This window comes from Mesorhizobium sp. M0862 (assembly GCF_040319795.1).
Lineage (GTDB): Bacteria > Pseudomonadota > Alphaproteobacteria > Rhizobiales > Rhizobiaceae > Mesorhizobium.
The window spans coordinates 119,994-135,812 of the sequence record NZ_JAMYOJ010000005.1 but is presented as its reverse complement, the minus strand read 5'-3'; the positions used below and the strand labels follow the sequence as shown (position 1 = coordinate 135,812).

Genomic DNA, 15,819 nt, shown 5'->3' with positions numbered 1-15,819 from the left:
TCAAGACTGCGGCGGCGGGGGCGCCGGCGTCAGGCCGAACCGGCGCATCAGGTCCATAAGCCTGGCGCGGTCGGGCGGGCCGCCGGTGCTGAAGATGGCGAAGGCCTCGCGAAAATAGTCCGGACCGATCGCCGCCGGCGTCACCACGCACAGCACCTTGGCGGTCTCGGCGGTGTCGTTGTCGAAGCGGTGGACCGCGCCGCGCGGTATGCACAGTGCCTGGCCGAGTCCGATATCGTGCCGTTGTCCGTCGACGGTCAGCGTCAGTACGCCTTCGATCCCGTACATCGTCTCCTCATAGTGATCGTGGCTGTGTGCCGGGGCGAGCAGGCGCTGCGAGCCGGCGACCGTCAGTTCGAAGGCGGCGATGCTGCCGTTCGACTGGTCGCCGGTCAGCAGGAAGCGCACGGCAAGGCCGCCATGGCTGATTGTCTCGTCGGCCGGATTGACGCTGATCTGGCTAGCTCTGTCTAGCATTTCATCCTCCCACGTGGTAAATTGAATTTACCGAAATGAGTAAACTCAATTTACCAGAGTGTCAATGCCATTATCCGCGGAAGAACCGCCAAAGAAGCCACCGCTGATCGGTGCACTGCTGCGCGTTCCGGCCATGGCCATTCACCGCAAGCTGATCAGGGATCTCAGGGCGTCGGGTTTCGAGGACCTCAGCCCGCCGCATATGGCGGTGATCCAATATCCCGGCCCGGATGGCCTTCGGCCGAGCGCGCTCGCCGAGCGCGCCGCGATGAGCAAGCAGGCCATGAATCAACTGCTGAAGACGCTGGAAGCGATGGGTTATATCACTCGCTCGGCGGCACCCGATGAGAGCGGCGGGACCGTCGTCCACTTCACCGACCGCGGGCGCGCCGCATACCAGAAGATGGCCGACATCCTGCTCGACGTCGAACGGGAATGGGCCGAGGAACTGGGCGAGAAGCGTTTCACGGAGCTGAAAACGCTGCTCGGCGACCTCTGGGATACGCCGCTCATCCGTTGAAAGCGGCATGAAGCCGAAGCCGGGACCTGACCAAAGAAAAAGGCCGGCGAAGTGCCGGCCTCTTGCATACATTGGGTCGCGTCGGCTCAGCCGACGATCTCGGTGTCCGAGAACCAGTACTTGATCTCTTCAGCAGCGGTTTCCGGCGCGTCGGAGCCGTGCACGGAATTCTCGCCGATCGACAGCGCGTGGACCTTGCGGATGGTGCCTTCGGCGGCGTTGGCGGGGTTGGTCGCGCCCATAACTTCGCGGTTCCTGGCAATGGCGTTTTCGCCTTCCAGAACTTGCACGATGGTCGGCGCCGACGACATGAATTCCACCAGTTCGCCGAAGAACGGACGATCCTTGTGGACGGCGTAAAAGCCTTCGGCCTCGCGGCGGCTCATCCACACGCGACGTGAGGCGACGACGCGCAGGCCGGCCTCTTCCAGCATCCTGATGATGGCGCCGGTAAGATTGCGCCGGGTCGCGTCCGGCTTGATCATGGAAAAGGTGCGTTCGAGCGCCATGGGGTCGTCCTTGTCTTGAGATGGAAAGTCTTGAGATCGGAATGTGGAGTGGCGGGCTCTATACAAGCCGCCCGGCCCATTGCCAAGGGGAGGCGCCCCGGCAGCGTTATTCGACCGCGACCGCCCGCATGGCTGTTCGCAACGCTGTGGTCAAAGGCAAGGCTTTGCGGGAAAATGGCGATTGCGCAGGCACGCACGGAACGGAAAGACATCGGACCATGTTTGACGGGACGCGCTGGCCCTACCACCACCTCAGGCCGGGCGACATAAAAGGGAGCCTATTGACTATCGGCATTTTTGCTGCCGTGGGCCTTGTTCTGCTGCTCTTTTTGGGTCGCCGCACAAATACGACTTCGGCTTCGGCCCCGAATGGCAATGCACCCCGATGCCGAAGGGCGACCCGATCTGCGTCAAGCTCATCGCCAAGGAAGAGACGAAGTGATCGGCAGCCTTACCGCCTGATCACCACCGGCTGCCGCCGCTGCTCCCAGCCTTCGCGTTCCAGTGTCGGCAGATCATGCTCCTCGCTGGCATAGCCGAGGCAGAAATAGCCGATCAGCGTCCACTCAGGCGGGGTGTCCAGGATTGCGGCCATCTCGGCCGCGTCGAGGATAGACACCCAGCCCATGCCGATGCCTTCCGCCCGCGCCGCCAGCCACAGCGTGTGCACCGCCATGACGGCCGAATAGTCGATGGTTGCCGGCATCGTCATGCGGCCGAGCCCATGGCCCTGTTGCGTCGTGCGGTCGGCGAAAACCGCGAACTGGCAGGGCGCTTCATTGAGACCGGCGAGCTTCAGCCGGGCATAGAGAGCGGCGCGCTCGCCTGAAAAGCATGCCAGCGCCTCGGCATTGCAGCGCTCGAAACAGTCTCTCACCGCGCCCCGCCGCTCGGCGCTGTCGACCACCACGAAGCGCCACGGCTGGCTGAGACCGACGGACGGCGCGACGCTGGCAAGCTCCAGCAGCCGCTCCAGCGTACCCTCGGGCAAAGCCGTCCGCTCGAAGCGCCGCACATCCCGGCGCCAGCGCAGCAGCGTGACCAGCCCGGCGCGAAAATCATCGGTGAAATCGGGGGGTGGTGGCATGGCGATCAGGAGACTTGTGTGGGCAGTAGGCAGTAGGCAGTAGGCAGTAGGCAGTAGGCAGTAGGCAGTAGGCAGTAGGCAGTAGGCAGTACAGCCCTCAGACCCTATTGCCTACTGCCTATTCCCTAAGCTGCGGCCGCCGCCTCCTTCCAGCAAGGCGGGCTGAACGGACGGGTCGCGTCGTGTCCGGCGAGTTCATAGAACAGAATGGTCATTGGCGGCTGCGTCCTCGCGGTCTAATTAGGCGCCTGCGGCTGAAGCGGAACTCGTCGGCGGGAAAAAGATGAAACAGCATTTCATGATGTTCGCGGCATACAATCAATGGGCCAATGGCCGCATCTACGATGCCGTCGCCGCACTTGACGAAGAAGAGTTCAACCGCGATGTCGGCGCATTTTTCGGCTCGATGATGGGCACGCTCAACCATCTGCTGGCCACCGACCGCATCTGGATGAAACGCTTCACCGGCGAGGGCGACGCGCCGGCAAAACTCGACGCCATCCTGCACCGCGCATTGCCTGGCCTAAAGCTGGCGCGTGAGGCCGAGGACAGGCGGATCGTCGACTGGGTCGGCGGTTTGACCGAAAAGGCTTTGTCCGGCCGCTTCTCCTACATGACCGTTTCCGACATGCGCACCGTCTCGCAGCGGCTGGCGCCGGCGCTGGGACACGTCTTCAACCACCAGACCCATCACCGCGGCCAGGCGCATACCATCCTGACCATTCTCGGCCGGCCTTCGGTGCAGCTCGACCTGGCGTTTTTCCAACGCACCGACGAAGGCCGCGCCTACGCCTGATTTCTTGACCGCGGTTTGCGTTTGAAGACGCCGGAGGCGACATCCCTCGGTGCCTTTGTGCCATCCGTCTGCGACCTGGCCGCCGATACCAGTGAAACGCCTCTGGACGCGACGGACAGCGCCAAAGCCTCAACCTCCAGCCTGAATCCCAAGCCGGGTTTTTGAAGCCCGTGGTTTGCACGACGCTGCCCGGTGGCTTGTGCCGCCCTTTGGCGCCGCCCCTTGCTCGGCCGGCCGCTACAACCTGCTCCATTTTTCAGTAGAGTTTCTATTTAATAAATTCAACAAAGTTTAAATATTGAAGCAAAAACATATTTTTTTTTAGAAACCGAGTACACTGATTGAGAACTACAACGGCCTATGTCGAAAAAAATAAAGAAACTATAAGGAAGACTCGTGCGTAGCTGTGAGTGCATAAGCATATGTCTGCTTTGGTTTGCTGGCATGTTGCAATGCACAAAGCAGAACGGCAACAAGGAGAGTGTCATGGTTAATATCACTCAGAAGATCGCTAGAACACTGGCGGCGGGTGCAATTATCGTTATTTTTGCCGCTCCCGCGAATGCAGGAGGCGGAATTGGCGTCGGTGTCGGCGCATCTATCGGCGGTGCTGGCGGCATCAATGCAGGTGCCGGCGCCTCGGTCGGCGGCAGCGGCGGTATCAAGGCGGGTGCTGGCGCAACGGTCGGCGGCAATAGCGGCGTTACTGCGGGCCTCGGCGCCTCAGTCGGCGGTAGCAGCGGCATCAAGGCCGGCGCTGGCGCGACGGTCGGCGGAGCCGGTGGCATCAAGGCCGGTGTTGGGGCCACGGTCGGCGGCAGCGGAGGTATCAAGGCCGGTGTCGGCGTCAACGTCGGCAGCGGCATCAACGTCGGCGTCGGCGTCGGCATTGGCGGAACGCCCGGTACGCCGGGTACGCCCGGCACTCCAGGAACTCCTGGAACACCAGGCACACCTGGGACACCCGGTGTCGTCGCCAGCATGTCGAACAGCCAGCTGACACGTATGAAGAAGCGCTGCGTCGATGTGCTCGCCAGTGAGGGCACCTACGACAGCGATCTGCGGCAGCTATGCCTTATGATCTCGCGTCGCTGAGACAGGTTTCGCCGGGAGTGTCGAACCAGCCGTGAGGCTTTACGGCACTCTCCTACCGCATGGCCCAGACTTCCCGAGGGACATGCGCTGACGAGAAGCCTCCGGCCAGTCGGAAAGCCCGCCGCGCAAGTGGCGGGCTTTTTGTGACCGCCGGCATCTTCACGGCAATCGGTCACACTTTCGATTAACCGTTAACCACATTAGAATTGAAGGCAAGGGTTTAGGGTTTCATTTGTGTTCCCGCTGCAAAATAGCGAACACAGTGGGAGAAATTGGCATGCGGGTCGATCTGTCGCCCACGAGCTGGGGCAGGGTCATAGCAGTCACGGTTGTCGGCACGGCGATCTGCATCGCGGCGGCCTTCCTTGTCGATTCCTACAATTTTCCGTCGCTGTCGCCCGAAGCATTGCGCTGGGCGCAGCTCACCGACCTGTTGCTGCCGCTCGTGCTGGGTGGGTCGTTCTTCTCTTTCCTTATGTACAAGATGCGCCAGCTGGCGATCGCCCAGAAGAATCTGAGCATTGTCGCGGCGACCGACAGCCTGACCGCGGTGTTCAACCGCGGCGCGTTTTCGATGCTGGTCGAGGCCTATCTCGAACAGGCGCGCAGCCAGGCCGTCGTCGATGCCGGCGCCCTGCTGATCGTCGACGCCGATCATTTCAAGACTATCAACGATCGATTGGGCCACGATTGCGGCGATCAAGCGCTCAAGCTGATCGCGCAGACGATCAAGGCTCAGCTGCGCGGCGCCGACATCGTTGGACGCATCGGCGGCGAGGAGTTCGCCATCTTCCTGCCTGGCGCCGACCCGTCGCAGTCCTGGCTGGTTGCTGAGGGGATCCGGCGGCGCATCCGCGAGGTCGAGTTTGCTCCGGGTGGACGGCCCTGTCCGCTCTCGGTGAGCATAGGCGGCGTCGCCTTCACCGGACCGACCACCTATGCCGACATGTTCCTGACGGCCGACCGGCACCTCTACAAGGCCAAGTCCAACGGCCGCGACCAGGTCAGTTTCGAAACGACCGGGCCGCGCGCCCTGCTGGCCGGTGATCCGACGTTGCATTGAAATGCGGGCGCCAGGCGAGGCTCCGGTCGGGCGCAGGCGCTTTTCAAACGGATCGCGGCAATGCGACCTGGAACACGCAGCGGCGCCGTCAGCTTCCATGGTGTCGACTGCAGCAGGCCTCGTTCCTTAACGCAAGTGTTTCGGTCTAATGGTGGCGCTGCGATCCGTTGGCCTGCCGCATCGATATGATGCCTTCAGATGTACCTAAAATAGTCCTCGCTTGCTGCGTCCGCCGCTGCTTGCGGGTTGGCCGTCCATTTCTGCTTCGAGGTGTGGATCAACCCGATGGCGAAACGGTGGCTGCAGCGTCGCTCGCTATCGCGCGTGGTACCCGCCTCGGCGGCTAGTACCGTTATCCACTGCTCATAGATCGGATGAGTCAGTGATCCAGAAGTCGGCCTAAACTGTTGGAACGACAATTACTTAGAGAACAAATAATCCGTAGAGTTTCCGTTGTTCCATCCTTTCATCAAGATCATGATATATTCAATTCCTGATCAGCCATAATGGATTTGTGTCTGACGTCTCAAAGGCCAGTTAATATCTCAGAAATGGGCAAGCATCTGCAAAAACTCAAAGGAATTTTAACACGGCATCTAGGCCGGGGGCCTTTTTCACTCCTCGAGTTCGCCTCAAGGTATGGATGCGTGACGCGGCACCTTGTAAAGGGTGAAGACATCGATCTCGTCAGTTCCGATTATCCACAAGCGATTTCTTTCCTGGCGAACGAATTCAAGGTTAAAGCCATTCAGTCGCGATCGATACCGGAGGAGGCAGTTTTGGCCGGCTCTATGATGCAGTCTTTGCGCTTTCATTCTTTTCCACATGCCGATAACAACTGTCGCGATGGCTGGTTCGTCTGTTCAGCTTTGTGCGGCCTGGTGGCATTCCGATTTCACAACTAACGGCTCGCGAACCCTGCCTTTTCTTCAAATGGAGACGCCACCGAGTGAATTTGGCTTTCGGTTTGCATTTGAACAGTGAACAGGCCGACATCGCGGTTGAGAAATACGGCATGATGGCCATGGATCTTGGGTTCGTGATCAAACTATCTCAAGACGTTTCCAATGCCGAGTTACTCCAAGATGAAGTGGACGCTTGGTGGGATCACCAAGACGTGTTTGTCGTTCGACGTCTACCGGCAAGTCCGAGTGATCTTTTTGCTGGGCAGGCCCTGTCCCGGCCGTCTCAGACGGCGTAGCCGCCATAACCGTGTGCGACCGGCTTGACCGAGACGGCCGGCTGGACCGCGGGCCAGAGGATGCCTGCCGTGACTGCAAAGGTGATCAGGGCATCGCGTGCGGCCTCGGTCGAGATTTCGCCGGCGCGCGCCGCCTTGCAGGCCCTCACGGCCGCGCCATAGCTCAGGCGCCGGCGTGATGGCGGAAATTCGGTCAGGAAATCATGCATGTCGAACAGCGAGGCGAGCATGCGTTTGTGGCCGGCGCCAACGCTAACGGCAACCGGGGTGAAGAACATCGCGTCGTGCATTCTGGCCTCTCTGGATGGGCGGAAAGGCGGCGGTCGCCGCTCTCCGATCGCGGGTTGGACGCCAGAAAACGCGGCCGGCGGCCCGAGGTTCCCTGAGAGATGCCGTGACAGGACGATTTGCTTCTTGAGGTCGCTCCCCGGCCGGCATCCGCGGTTGCGGCGCCTTCTATTTCCACATGCCGCGCATGCGGGCGCCGAGGTCGACGCGGACTTCAGGTCTGTGGCGCGGATCGTCCTTTGCGTGGACGCTCGCCCAAGAGGTCTGCTCGAAAGCGCCGAGAATCGAGGCCGGGATGAAACGGGTTCGCGAGGCATAGACGTGGCGGTCGCCGCGCGCTGCCTGGCCGTGAGTGAAGAAGCGCTGCGGCGTCACCAGATGCAGGCCGTCCTTGGCCCGCGTCATGGCGACGTAAAGCAGCCGGCGCTCCTCCTCGATGTCTTCCTTGGTGCCGACGCCGAGATCGGCCGGGATGCAGCCATCGACGGTGTTGAGCACGAAGACGTTCTTCCATTCCTGGCCCTTGGCCGAATGAATGGTCGACAGGATCAGATAGTCCTCGTCGCGGTGCGGCGGCCCGGCCTGGTCGCTGGTCGCATCCGGTGGATCCAGCGTCAGCTCGGTCAGGAAGCGCTCGCGCGAAGCATAGCCGGAACCGATCTGCTCGAGCTGCATGAGGTCGGCCCGCCGCGTCGTCGCATCCTCGTGGATGCGCTCGAGATGCGGCTCGTACCACAGCCTGACCTGTTCGAGATCGGCCGGCCATTTCCCCGACCGGGCGCGCAGGCCGGAATAAAGCGCAACGAAGGCTGGCCAGTCCTCAGCCGCGCGTTGCGGCGGCCGGTAGCGGGCCAGCCCCATTTCCTCATCGAGCGATGTCGCCATGGTCTCGACGATGGTGCTCGCCGCCGAAGGGCCGATGCCGGGCAGGAGCTGCAGCACGCGGAAGCCGGCGACGCGGTCGCGCGGGTTCTCGGCAAAACGCAGCACCGAAAGCACGTCCTTGACATGGGCGGCGTCGAGGAATTTGAGCCCGCCGAACTTGACGAAGGGGATGTTGCGGCGCGTCAGTTCGATCTCCAGCGGGCCGCTGTGGTGCGAGGCGCGAAACAGCACCGCCTGCGATTTCAGCACCGTGCCGGCCTCGCGCTCGGCCAGGATGGCCTGGCAGACATAGTTCGCCTGCTCGGCCTCGTCGCGCACGCTGACCAGTTTCGGCCTTTGCGAGGATTTGCGCTCCGACCAGAGGTTCTTGGTGAAGCGCTCCGACGCCTCCGAGATGACCGCGTTGGCTGCCGCCAAAATAGTCACGGTCGAGCGGTAGTTGCGCTCCAGCATGATGACATCGGCGGCTCGCGCGAATTGTTGCGGGAAATCGAGGATGTTGCGCACTTCCGCGGCGCGAAACGAATAGATCGACTGCGCGTCGTCGCCCACCACCGTCAGTCCGGCGCCGTCCGGCTTCAGCGCCGAAAGGATCGAGGCCTGCAGCCGGTTGGTGTCCTGGTATTCGTCGACCAGCACATGGTCGAAGCGCGAGCCCAGATGCGCCGCGATCTCCGGCTCGGCGGCCATTTGCGCCCAGTAGAGCAGGAGGTCGTCGTAATCGAGCACGTTCTGCGCCTGCTTGGCCTCGACATATCGGGCGAACAGCGCCTTCAGCTGTTCGGCCCAGCCGGCACACCAGGGAAAGGCCGAACCCAGCACCTCGCCGAGCGGCGCCTGAGCGTTGACGGCGCGCGAATAGATCGCCAGGCAGGTGCCCTTGGTCGGAAACCGGCTTTCGGTCTTCGAGAATCCAAGCTCATGCCGGGCAAGATTCATCAGGTCGGCGGAATCCTCGCGGTCATGGATGGTAAAGGCGGGGTCAAGGCCGATCGTCAGCGCATAGTCGCGCAGCAGCCTGGCGCCGATGCCGTGAAACGTACCGGCCCAGGCCAGCGCGTCGGCGATGACGGACGCGTCTCGGCCCAGGACCTCGCCGGCGATGCGTTCGACCCGCCTGGCCATTTCGGTGGCGGCGCGGCGCGAGAATGTCATAAGCAGAATGCGTCTGGGATCAGCGCCCTTGACGATCAGATGCGCAACCCGGTGGGCGAGCGTGTTGGTCTTGCCGGAGCCGGCGCCGGCGATCACCAGCAGCGGCCCGGCGATCTGGCCGTCGCCATGTTCGACAGCGAGCCGCTGCTCGGCGTTGAGCTTCGCCAGATAGGCGGGCCGCAAGGACGAATCATTGATGGCGATGGTCATCGCCTATCAAGCATCGTTTCCGCTTTGTTCGCAACGGGCGGAAGTCGCCCTTACCGCCGTGGCGCGACACCCGTTGCCGCCGACTGGCGCCGCAAGGCGGCGCGTTCGTCGCCAGGCACCGGCAACGGATCGAAATTGTCGGGCACGTCCTTGATGATCTCCTTGGCGATGCGATAGGTCGCGTAAGCGAAAAGGCCGGTAATGAGCAGACGGATCATGGCGCGATCTCCCTTTGGGCAACCAACCTCAGAGCCGCCGTTTGGTTCCAGCCGACGCGGCGTCGTTTGCGAGCGTGCAACCAAAGCCGAACCACCTCGTTGCCTTATGAAGGAGAGGGCAGACCTAGGAGGTCGCCATGAAGAGGCTTCTGATTCTGTTGGCCGCCAGCTTGGCGCTCGCCGCCTGCGACGGCGACATCCAGCCAACCAAAGCCCCGGTGCTCGACCAAACCCCGCAGACGGATTCGGCGCCAAAGCCGGCGGCCAGCGGCGATCAGCCGGCGCAATGATCGTTTTCCGGCGGGAGACGAGAAACGGCTTTCAGGAGAAGAAGGCCGGCGCCGCTTGGGAGGTGAGCTGATAGCGCCGGCCAGGCGGATATCAGGTCCGCCGCAACAACCGAAGATAGCTGAGTCTCTCGCCTGCGTCATGAGGTGGGCCGCATCGACCTGCTTCATGACGGCGCTTCTGCACAAAACAACTTCGATGTCAGATGGCGTGCGGAACGAAACTCGACGGGAGGACCTCAGGCAATGGCCTTGCGCAGCACCGGGCCGCCGGCAATCCCGGCGTCCAGCTGGCACTGCGTCAGCGCCGCCTCGGCCATTATCCACTGCTTGAACAGTTCCACCTTGCGCGTGTAGGGCGCGGTGACCGGGCAGACGAAATACCAGCCGGCGGTGTTGGGGTGATGCACGGCAAACGGCGCCACCAGTCTCTCTGCGCGGATCTCGCTCGCCATATAGGCGCGGTTGGCGACTGCAAAGCCCATGCCGGCATTGGCCGCCTCATAGGACATCATGCAGGAATCGAAATAGATGCTCTTGGTCTCGCCGAGCACGGAACTCGCGCCGGCAAAACCCAGCCACGACTGCCAGTTCTGCGTGCAGGTGTCGGAATGCAGCAGCGTGAAATGCCTGAGGTCGTCGGGCGTCACCTGTGACGGCGGCGTGTCGCCGAGAACCTCGTGGAACAGCTTCCTGCTGCACACCGGCGTCAAATCCTCCTTGAACAGCAGGTCCGCTTTGAGGTCGGGAAAGCTGCCGTCGCCATAGCGGATCTCGAGGTCGAACTCGGAGGTGGCGAACTCATTGGTGGCGTAGGAGGTCGAGACCCGCATTTCGATTTCGGGATATTGCCGCTGGAACAGCGGCAGGCGGGCAAACAGCCAGCGCGCTGCGAACGTCGGCAGTACCGAAATCTTCAGCACATGCGCCTGCGACTGTCCGGTCGCCTCCATGCTGGCCGCCACGATGCGCTCCAGCGCCTCGCGAACGCGCGACACATAGGTCTCGCCTTCGGGTGTCAGCGACACCGCATTGCCGCCGCGCTGGAAGATCTTGAAGCGCAGCTGGTCCTCGAGGCTTTTGACGCGCTGGCTGACGGCGGAAGCAGTAATAAACTGCTCTTCGCCCGCGCGCGTGAAGTTACGGTGCCGGGCGGCACTTTCGACAATCTTCAGCGAATTGAGGTTGACCTGACTGAGCAGACGCACGCGTTTCGACCTTAAGCTGGGCTTACACTAGCACCAGCATTCCTAATTTTACAGGGGTGGGGAAATTAATCGACAGTTTACCAAGTGATGCCCCCATCCTGGAGAAGTAGAATGAACGCCCATACCATACCTGAACTGCGCTACGCGATGAGCCGAGAAGCCATTATCGGCCATGAGACGGCCTGGAAAGTGTCGGGTTTCGGCGTTGCGCAGTATCTGCATGGCTACGACCCGGCGCTGCTGGCGGCGATCGAAGAGGCGGCGTTGAAGCTCAAGGCCAGCCACGCCGTGCACAAGCACCTCGACCTTACCTTCATCACCGGCGCCGACCGTTTTATCCCGGAGATCAAGGAACTGCTGCATGACAAGCTGCGCCTGGAACGTCTGTCCGACATGATGGGCACCAAGCTCGAGCCCTATCCGCTGTCGATCGTCGGCTCGACCGTCACTTTCATGAATCCCAAGGACGGCGCCGTCGATTGGCATTGCGACGGTGTCCCGGTCACCGAACTCATTCCGCTGTCGATCAGCAATCCGCTGGTCGGCGGCCATCTCGAAATCTACTGCGACGATTCCGAGACCGGCCGCGCCATCCTTGAATCCGGCCGCGAGATTCCGCGCAACCAGGTCATGCGCATCGACCACAAGATGAACTACGCCACGCTCGGCCAGTTTCTCGGTGTGCTGCACCGCACCGCGCCGATACAGCTCGGCTCGCGCGTCACGCTGGTCCTCAACCAGCGCTCTGTGGCCAAGCCCTACGTCGACGACAATCGCATGTTCTATCTCGCAGCCGACAATGATCACGATCGCGAATGGGTCAACGAACTGGCCGAAGACGTCTGGACGAACCAGCTGCCGGCCTATCGCCGCTTCGAGGAAGAACGTCCGGTTGCGGCGGCGGCCGATGCGCCGGTCCCGGGCGGGTCAAGGGATTCATGGTAGCCAGAGCATAGAAGTGGACGCCGGTTTGGTCGTCGGTAACATCATGGTCGGCGATAAGGACAAGGCACCGTCGCGCCGATTCCGGGATGGATCCGGCTCGCCATCGGCCCTGGTCTTCGCCGCCGGCGCGGTCGCCCTGTGGTCGACCAACGCGCTGGTCGGCAAATCCCTGCTGGCCAGCCATCCAGTGTCGCTCGTGCAGTTGCTGCAATTTTGTGGAGCGGCTCTGGTGTTCGCCGTCATCCATCTGGCGAGCCGGAAGGGGGACACGCAAGACGCAGCCTTTTCCAAGGGTGCTGACGGCACCCTGGCGCCGGTCGCGGTCGGCTTTATTGGCCTGGTCGGCACCATGGTGCTGCAATACATCGCCTTTGCCTCCATGCCGGTGATCGAGGCCAATCTCGTCGCCTACACCTGGCCGCTGATGGTCGCGGCGGCGGTCATCGTGCTGGGCAAGCGGCAACGCCCCGTGCTGCTGGGGTTGACTGCCGTGCTCGGCTTTGTCGGCGTGGCGCTGGTGATCTCGGGTGGTCGCGGCCAGCCTTTTCTCCAAGGCAGCATCGTCGGCTATCTCGCTGCCTTCGGCTCGGCGCTGTGCATGGCCTTCTATTCGATTGCGGTCGCCCGCCTGGCCACACCGTCGGAGCGTTTGCTTTTGCCTTCGGCGTTGGTCGGCGTCGGCCTGACCTTGCTGTGGTGTATTCACGACGGCGCTGCCTGGCCATCCATTGAGCACCTCCTGCTTGGCCTCTATCTCGGTGCCGGCCCGATGGGGCTGGGATATTATTTCTGGTCGCGCGCCTTGAAGCTTGAAGGCGGCGGCAAGGTTGCGGTCATCGCCTATCTGACGCCGATCGCATCGACGCTGCTGCTGACACTTTCGGGCGAAAGGCTGACGCTTACCGCGATAGCCGGTGCGGTCCTCGTCATCGGCAGCTGTATTGCGGTGGGCATAGAACGCTCGGAGGCTGAACATGCTTGACGACGATGAACGCCTCGCCAGACAGGAAGCATTCTGGCTGCTCAAGGAGTTCGGCGCCGAGGCGCCGCTCTACGCCGCCATGAAGGCCGAAAAGGCGATAGAGCAAAAAGATTTCGGCCGGTGCGCCCGCTGGAAGCGCATTCTGGACATACTGGCCGACTCTAAACCTGCGGCGTCCGTGCAGTTGAAATCTGCTGGCGCGAAGTCGGCCGTTTCCAAGTATTAGATTTTCTAATTTGCAACGTTGCAACCTGTTGTGGAAACATCCTCCTGTTCCGATTCTTGATCGTTTATTGAGACTTTAGCGACCCGTTGGGGGGTGCAGCTAGGTCGATACATCAAGAGAAGTCTTAAAAAAAGCCGGCAACTTCATGACCGGCGGGAGAAACAGAATTGCACACCATCGACAGCAAGACCGCTATTGAACTGACTGCTGACATCGTCTCGGCCTATGTCGGCAACAATCCTCTCCCTGCGTCTGGCCTGCCGGATCTGATCGCCAGCGTCAGCGCATCGGTGCGCAAGCTGGGCAGCATTGCCGCCGTGGAAAGCCCCGCGCTGAACCCCGCTGTCAATCCGAAGCGGTCGGTGTTTCCCGATCACATCGTCTGTCTTGAGGACGGCAAGAAATTCAAGTCGCTGAAGCGCCACCTGATGACCGACCATGGTCTGAGCCCGGAGGAATATCGTGGCAAATGGGGCTTGCCGTCGGACTATCCGATGGTGGCGCCGAACTACTCCGCGACCCGTTCGGCACTGGCCAAGTCCTCGGGCCTCGGCCGCAAGCCGGCCGTTCCGGCCGCCGCGGCCAAGGTGACGAAGCGCAAACCCAAAGCCTGAACCAGGCAGCCTCTGAAAAGTCAGTCTGCTGTTTGCAATGGACGGCGCGCTTAAGGCGCGCCGTCTTCATGCCTTATGCCCCCGCCAGCGCCCAGGCCCTTGCGAAGCGCCGCCCTCCCGTGCAAAAGCCCCGGCATGCTTATCATCAACGATCTTTCGCTCCGCATGGCCGGACGCTTGCTTCTCGATCATGCCTCGCTGACCTTGCCGGCCGGCACCAAGGCCGGCCTCGTCGGCCGCAACGGCACCGGCAAGACGACGCTGTTCAAGGCCATCACCGGCGACTTTCCCTCCGAGACCGGCTCGATAAGCCTGCCCAAGAACACCCGCATCGGCCAGGTGGCGCAGGAAGCGCCCGGCACCGAGGACCCACTGATCGAGATCGTGCTCAAGGCCGACCTGGAGCGCAGCGCATTGCTCGAGGAAGAAAAGACCGCCACCGATGCGCACCGCATCGCCGACATCCACATGCGGCTGGCCGACATCGACGCGCATTCGGCGGAATCCCGTGCCGCGACCATCCTGGCCGGCCTGGGCTTCGACGATGCCGCGCAGCGCCGCCCGGCCTCGTCCTTCTCCGGTGGCTGGCGCATGCGCGTGGCGCTTGCCGCCGTGCTGTTTGCCGAGCCAGACCTTCTGCTGCTCGACGAGCCGACCAACTATCTCGATCTCGAAGGCACGCTGTGGCTGGAAAACTATGTTTCGAAATACCCGCACACGGTGCTTCTGATTTCGCACGATCGCGACCTGCTCAACCGCGCCGTCAATTCCATCGTTCATCTCGACCAGAAGAAGCTGACCTTCTGGCGCGGCGGCTACGACCAGTTCGAGCGCCAGTACACCGAGCAGAAGGAGTTGCAGGAGAAGGGCCGTGTCAAGCAGGAAGCCGCGCGCAAACACATGGAGTCCTTCGTCGAACGCTTCCGCGCCAAGGCTTCGAAGGCGAGACAGGCGCAGTCGCGCATCAAGGCGCTGGAGAAGATGAAGCCGATCGCGGCGATCGTGAACGACACGGTGAGGCCGTTCTCTTTCCCGGAGCCGGTGAAAACGGTGGCGTCGCCGATCATTGCCTTGAACAACGTCAATGTCGGCTACACCGAGGGCCAGCCGATCCTGAAGAAGATGACGCTGCGCATCGATGCCGACGACCGCATCGCGCTGCTCGGCGCCAACGGCAACGGCAAGTCGACCTTCGCCAAGCTTCTGTCGGGCCGGTTGAAGCAGGAGAGCGGCACCATGACGGTCGCGCCGGGCCTGAAAGTGGCTATCTTCGCGCAGCATCAGCTCGACGATCTCAGGCCTGATGAAAACGCCTATGAGCATGTCCGCCGGCTGATGCCGGAGGCGCCGGAATCCAAGGTACGTGGCCGCGTCGCCCAGTTCGGTCTCACCACCGAGAAGATGAACACCGCCGCCAAGGACCTGTCCGGCGGCGAGAAGGCGCGCCTGCTGATGGGCCTGTCGGCCTTCGAAGGCCCGAACCTGTTCATCCTCGACGAGCCGACCAACCATCTCGACATCGACAGTCGCGAATCGCTGATCCATGCATTGAACGAGTTTCCCGGCGCCGTCATCCTGATCTCGCATGACCGCCATCTGCTGGAAGCGACCGCCGACCGGCTGTGGCTGGTCAAGGACGGGGCGGTCAACCCGTATGACGGCGACCTTGAGGACTACAAGACGCTGGTCACCGGCGTGTCCGGCGACCGACGCGGCAAGCGCGAGGCCGAGAAGGCATCAAAGGCCGATCGCCGCCGCGATGCAGCCGCGCGCCGCGCCGCCTTTGAGCCGCTGGCCAAGGAAATACGCGCCACCGAAGCGCTGATGGACCGCATCCGCAAGCGCATCGACCTGATCGAGGACGAGCTCGCCAACCCGGCCGTCTACGAAAAGGATCCCTCGACCGCGACCCGGCTGGCCAAGGAGCGCTCGCAACTGGCACAGCAGCTTGCCGGTCACGAGGAAAAGTGGCTGACCATGTCGGCCGAGTATGAGGAAGGCACGGCGGAGTGATTTACCCTCCCCCTTGTGGGGAGGGTCGATCCGCAAAGCC

19 protein-coding genes are annotated in these 15,819 nt (G+C 62.3%); 12 read left to right on the top strand and 7 right to left on the bottom strand.

Annotated elements, in window-relative coordinates; translation table 11 throughout:
• Nucleotides 1-477: a cupin domain-containing protein gene (locus tag NKI15_RS09655; protein WP_352538099.1), complete on the bottom strand. Its 477-nt coding sequence runs from the start codon at nt 475-477 to the stop codon at nt 1-3.
• Nucleotides 478-541: 64 nt separating this feature from the next.
• Between NKI15_RS09655 and NKI15_RS09650 the strand changes: the two genes are divergently transcribed.
• Nucleotides 542-997: a MarR family winged helix-turn-helix transcriptional regulator gene (locus tag NKI15_RS09650; RefSeq protein WP_023701901.1), complete on the top strand. Its 456-nt coding sequence runs from the start codon at nt 542-544 to the stop codon at nt 995-997.
• 86 nt (nt 998-1,083) lie between these two features.
• Here NKI15_RS09650 and ndk read toward each other — a convergent pair whose 3' ends face one another.
• Nucleotides 1,084-1,506, bottom strand: a complete 423-nt coding sequence (ndk, locus tag NKI15_RS09645) for a nucleoside-diphosphate kinase (RefSeq protein ID WP_352538100.1) — start codon at nt 1,504-1,506, stop codon at nt 1,084-1,086.
• 451 nt (nt 1,507-1,957) lie between these two features.
• On the bottom strand, nt 1,958-2,593 hold the full coding sequence (bluB, locus tag NKI15_RS09640; RefSeq protein WP_352886055.1) for a 5,6-dimethylbenzimidazole synthase: 636 nt from the start codon (nt 2,591-2,593) through the stop codon (nt 1,958-1,960).
• A 283-nt stretch (nt 2,594-2,876) separates the two neighbouring features.
• Between bluB and NKI15_RS09635 the strand changes: the two genes are divergently transcribed.
• The 5 genes from NKI15_RS09635 (at nt 2,877) to NKI15_RS09615 (ending at nt 6,748) form a co-directional block, all read left to right on the top strand.
• Entirely contained in the window at nt 2,877-3,389 is a 513-nt protein-coding gene (locus NKI15_RS09635; protein WP_023673440.1) for a DinB family protein, read from the top strand.
• A gap of 486 nt (nt 3,390-3,875) precedes the next feature.
• A complete protein-coding gene (locus NKI15_RS09630) occupies nt 3,876-4,484 on the top strand; it encodes a hypothetical protein (protein ID WP_352538102.1) in 609 nt (202 codons plus the stop codon).
• Nucleotides 4,485-4,761: 277 nt separating this feature from the next.
• Nucleotides 4,762-5,547, top strand: coding sequence for a GGDEF domain-containing protein (locus NKI15_RS09625; protein ID WP_352538103.1), 786 nt, complete (start codon nt 4,762-4,764; stop codon nt 5,545-5,547).
• Nucleotides 5,548-6,098: 551 nt separating this feature from the next.
• Nucleotides 6,099-6,452 (top strand): hypothetical protein, encoded by a 354-nt coding sequence (locus NKI15_RS09620; protein WP_352654475.1) that lies wholly within the window; start codon nt 6,099-6,101, stop codon nt 6,450-6,452.
• 44 nt (nt 6,453-6,496) lie between these two features.
• Nucleotides 6,497-6,748: a hypothetical protein gene (locus NKI15_RS09615; RefSeq protein ID WP_352654477.1), complete on the top strand. Its 252-nt coding sequence runs from the start codon at nt 6,497-6,499 to the stop codon at nt 6,746-6,748.
• On the opposite strand, the gene NKI15_RS09610 is transcribed toward NKI15_RS09615, so the two are convergent.
• From NKI15_RS09610 to NKI15_RS09600, 3 genes are all read right to left on the bottom strand, one after another.
• Nucleotides 6,736-7,038 (bottom strand): DUF982 domain-containing protein, encoded by a 303-nt coding sequence (locus NKI15_RS09610; protein WP_352673800.1) that lies wholly within the window; start codon nt 7,036-7,038, stop codon nt 6,736-6,738. The genes NKI15_RS09615 and NKI15_RS09610 overlap by 13 nt on opposite strands.
• A gap of 166 nt (nt 7,039-7,204) precedes the next feature.
• On the bottom strand, nt 7,205-9,286 hold the full coding sequence (locus NKI15_RS09605) for an ATP-dependent helicase (RefSeq protein WP_023684744.1): 2,082 nt from the start codon (nt 9,284-9,286) through the stop codon (nt 7,205-7,207).
• Between the two features lie 50 nt (nt 9,287-9,336).
• Entirely contained in the window at nt 9,337-9,504 is a 168-nt protein-coding gene (locus NKI15_RS09600; protein ID WP_023684745.1) for a hypothetical protein, read from the bottom strand.
• Nucleotides 9,505-9,641: 137 nt separating this feature from the next.
• On the opposite strand from NKI15_RS09600, the gene NKI15_RS09595 reads away from it, so the two are divergent.
• Nucleotides 9,642-9,794 carry a hypothetical protein gene (locus tag NKI15_RS09595; RefSeq protein WP_023693936.1) on the top strand — a complete coding sequence of 51 codons (153 nt, stop codon included), beginning with the start codon at nt 9,642-9,644 and terminating at the stop codon, nt 9,792-9,794.
• Between the two features lie 236 nt (nt 9,795-10,030).
• Here the strand turns inward: NKI15_RS09595 and NKI15_RS09590 are convergent, their stop codons facing one another.
• Complete coding sequence (locus NKI15_RS09590; RefSeq protein ID WP_023743821.1) at nt 10,031-10,999, bottom strand: LysR substrate-binding domain-containing protein; 969 nt, start codon at nt 10,997-10,999, stop codon at nt 10,031-10,033.
• 111 nt (nt 11,000-11,110) lie between these two features.
• Here NKI15_RS09590 and NKI15_RS09585 point away from each other — a divergent pair, with 111 nt between their 5' ends.
• The 5 genes from NKI15_RS09585 (at nt 11,111) to NKI15_RS09565 (ending at nt 15,779) form a co-directional block, all read left to right on the top strand.
• Nucleotides 11,111-11,944, top strand: a complete 834-nt coding sequence (locus NKI15_RS09585; protein ID WP_023743822.1) for a hypothetical protein — start codon at nt 11,111-11,113, stop codon at nt 11,942-11,944.
• 13 nt (nt 11,945-11,957) lie between these two features.
• On the top strand, nt 11,958-12,926 hold the full coding sequence (locus tag NKI15_RS09580; RefSeq protein ID WP_352886051.1) for a DMT family transporter: 969 nt from the start codon (nt 11,958-11,960) through the stop codon (nt 12,924-12,926).
• Complete coding sequence (locus tag NKI15_RS09575; protein ID WP_023684750.1) at nt 12,919-13,152, top strand: hypothetical protein; 234 nt, start codon at nt 12,919-12,921, stop codon at nt 13,150-13,152. The genes NKI15_RS09580 and NKI15_RS09575 overlap by 8 nt, the downstream gene beginning before the upstream one ends.
• Before the next feature lie 167 nt (nt 13,153-13,319).
• On the top strand, nt 13,320-13,766 hold the full coding sequence (locus NKI15_RS09570; protein WP_023670270.1) for a Ros/MucR family transcriptional regulator: 447 nt from the start codon (nt 13,320-13,322) through the stop codon (nt 13,764-13,766).
• A gap of 135 nt (nt 13,767-13,901) precedes the next feature.
• Nucleotides 13,902-15,779 (top strand): ABC-F family ATP-binding cassette domain-containing protein, encoded by a 1,878-nt coding sequence (locus NKI15_RS09565; RefSeq protein WP_352886049.1) that lies wholly within the window; start codon nt 13,902-13,904, stop codon nt 15,777-15,779.
• The last annotated feature ends 40 nt before the right edge of the window (nt 15,780-15,819 follow it).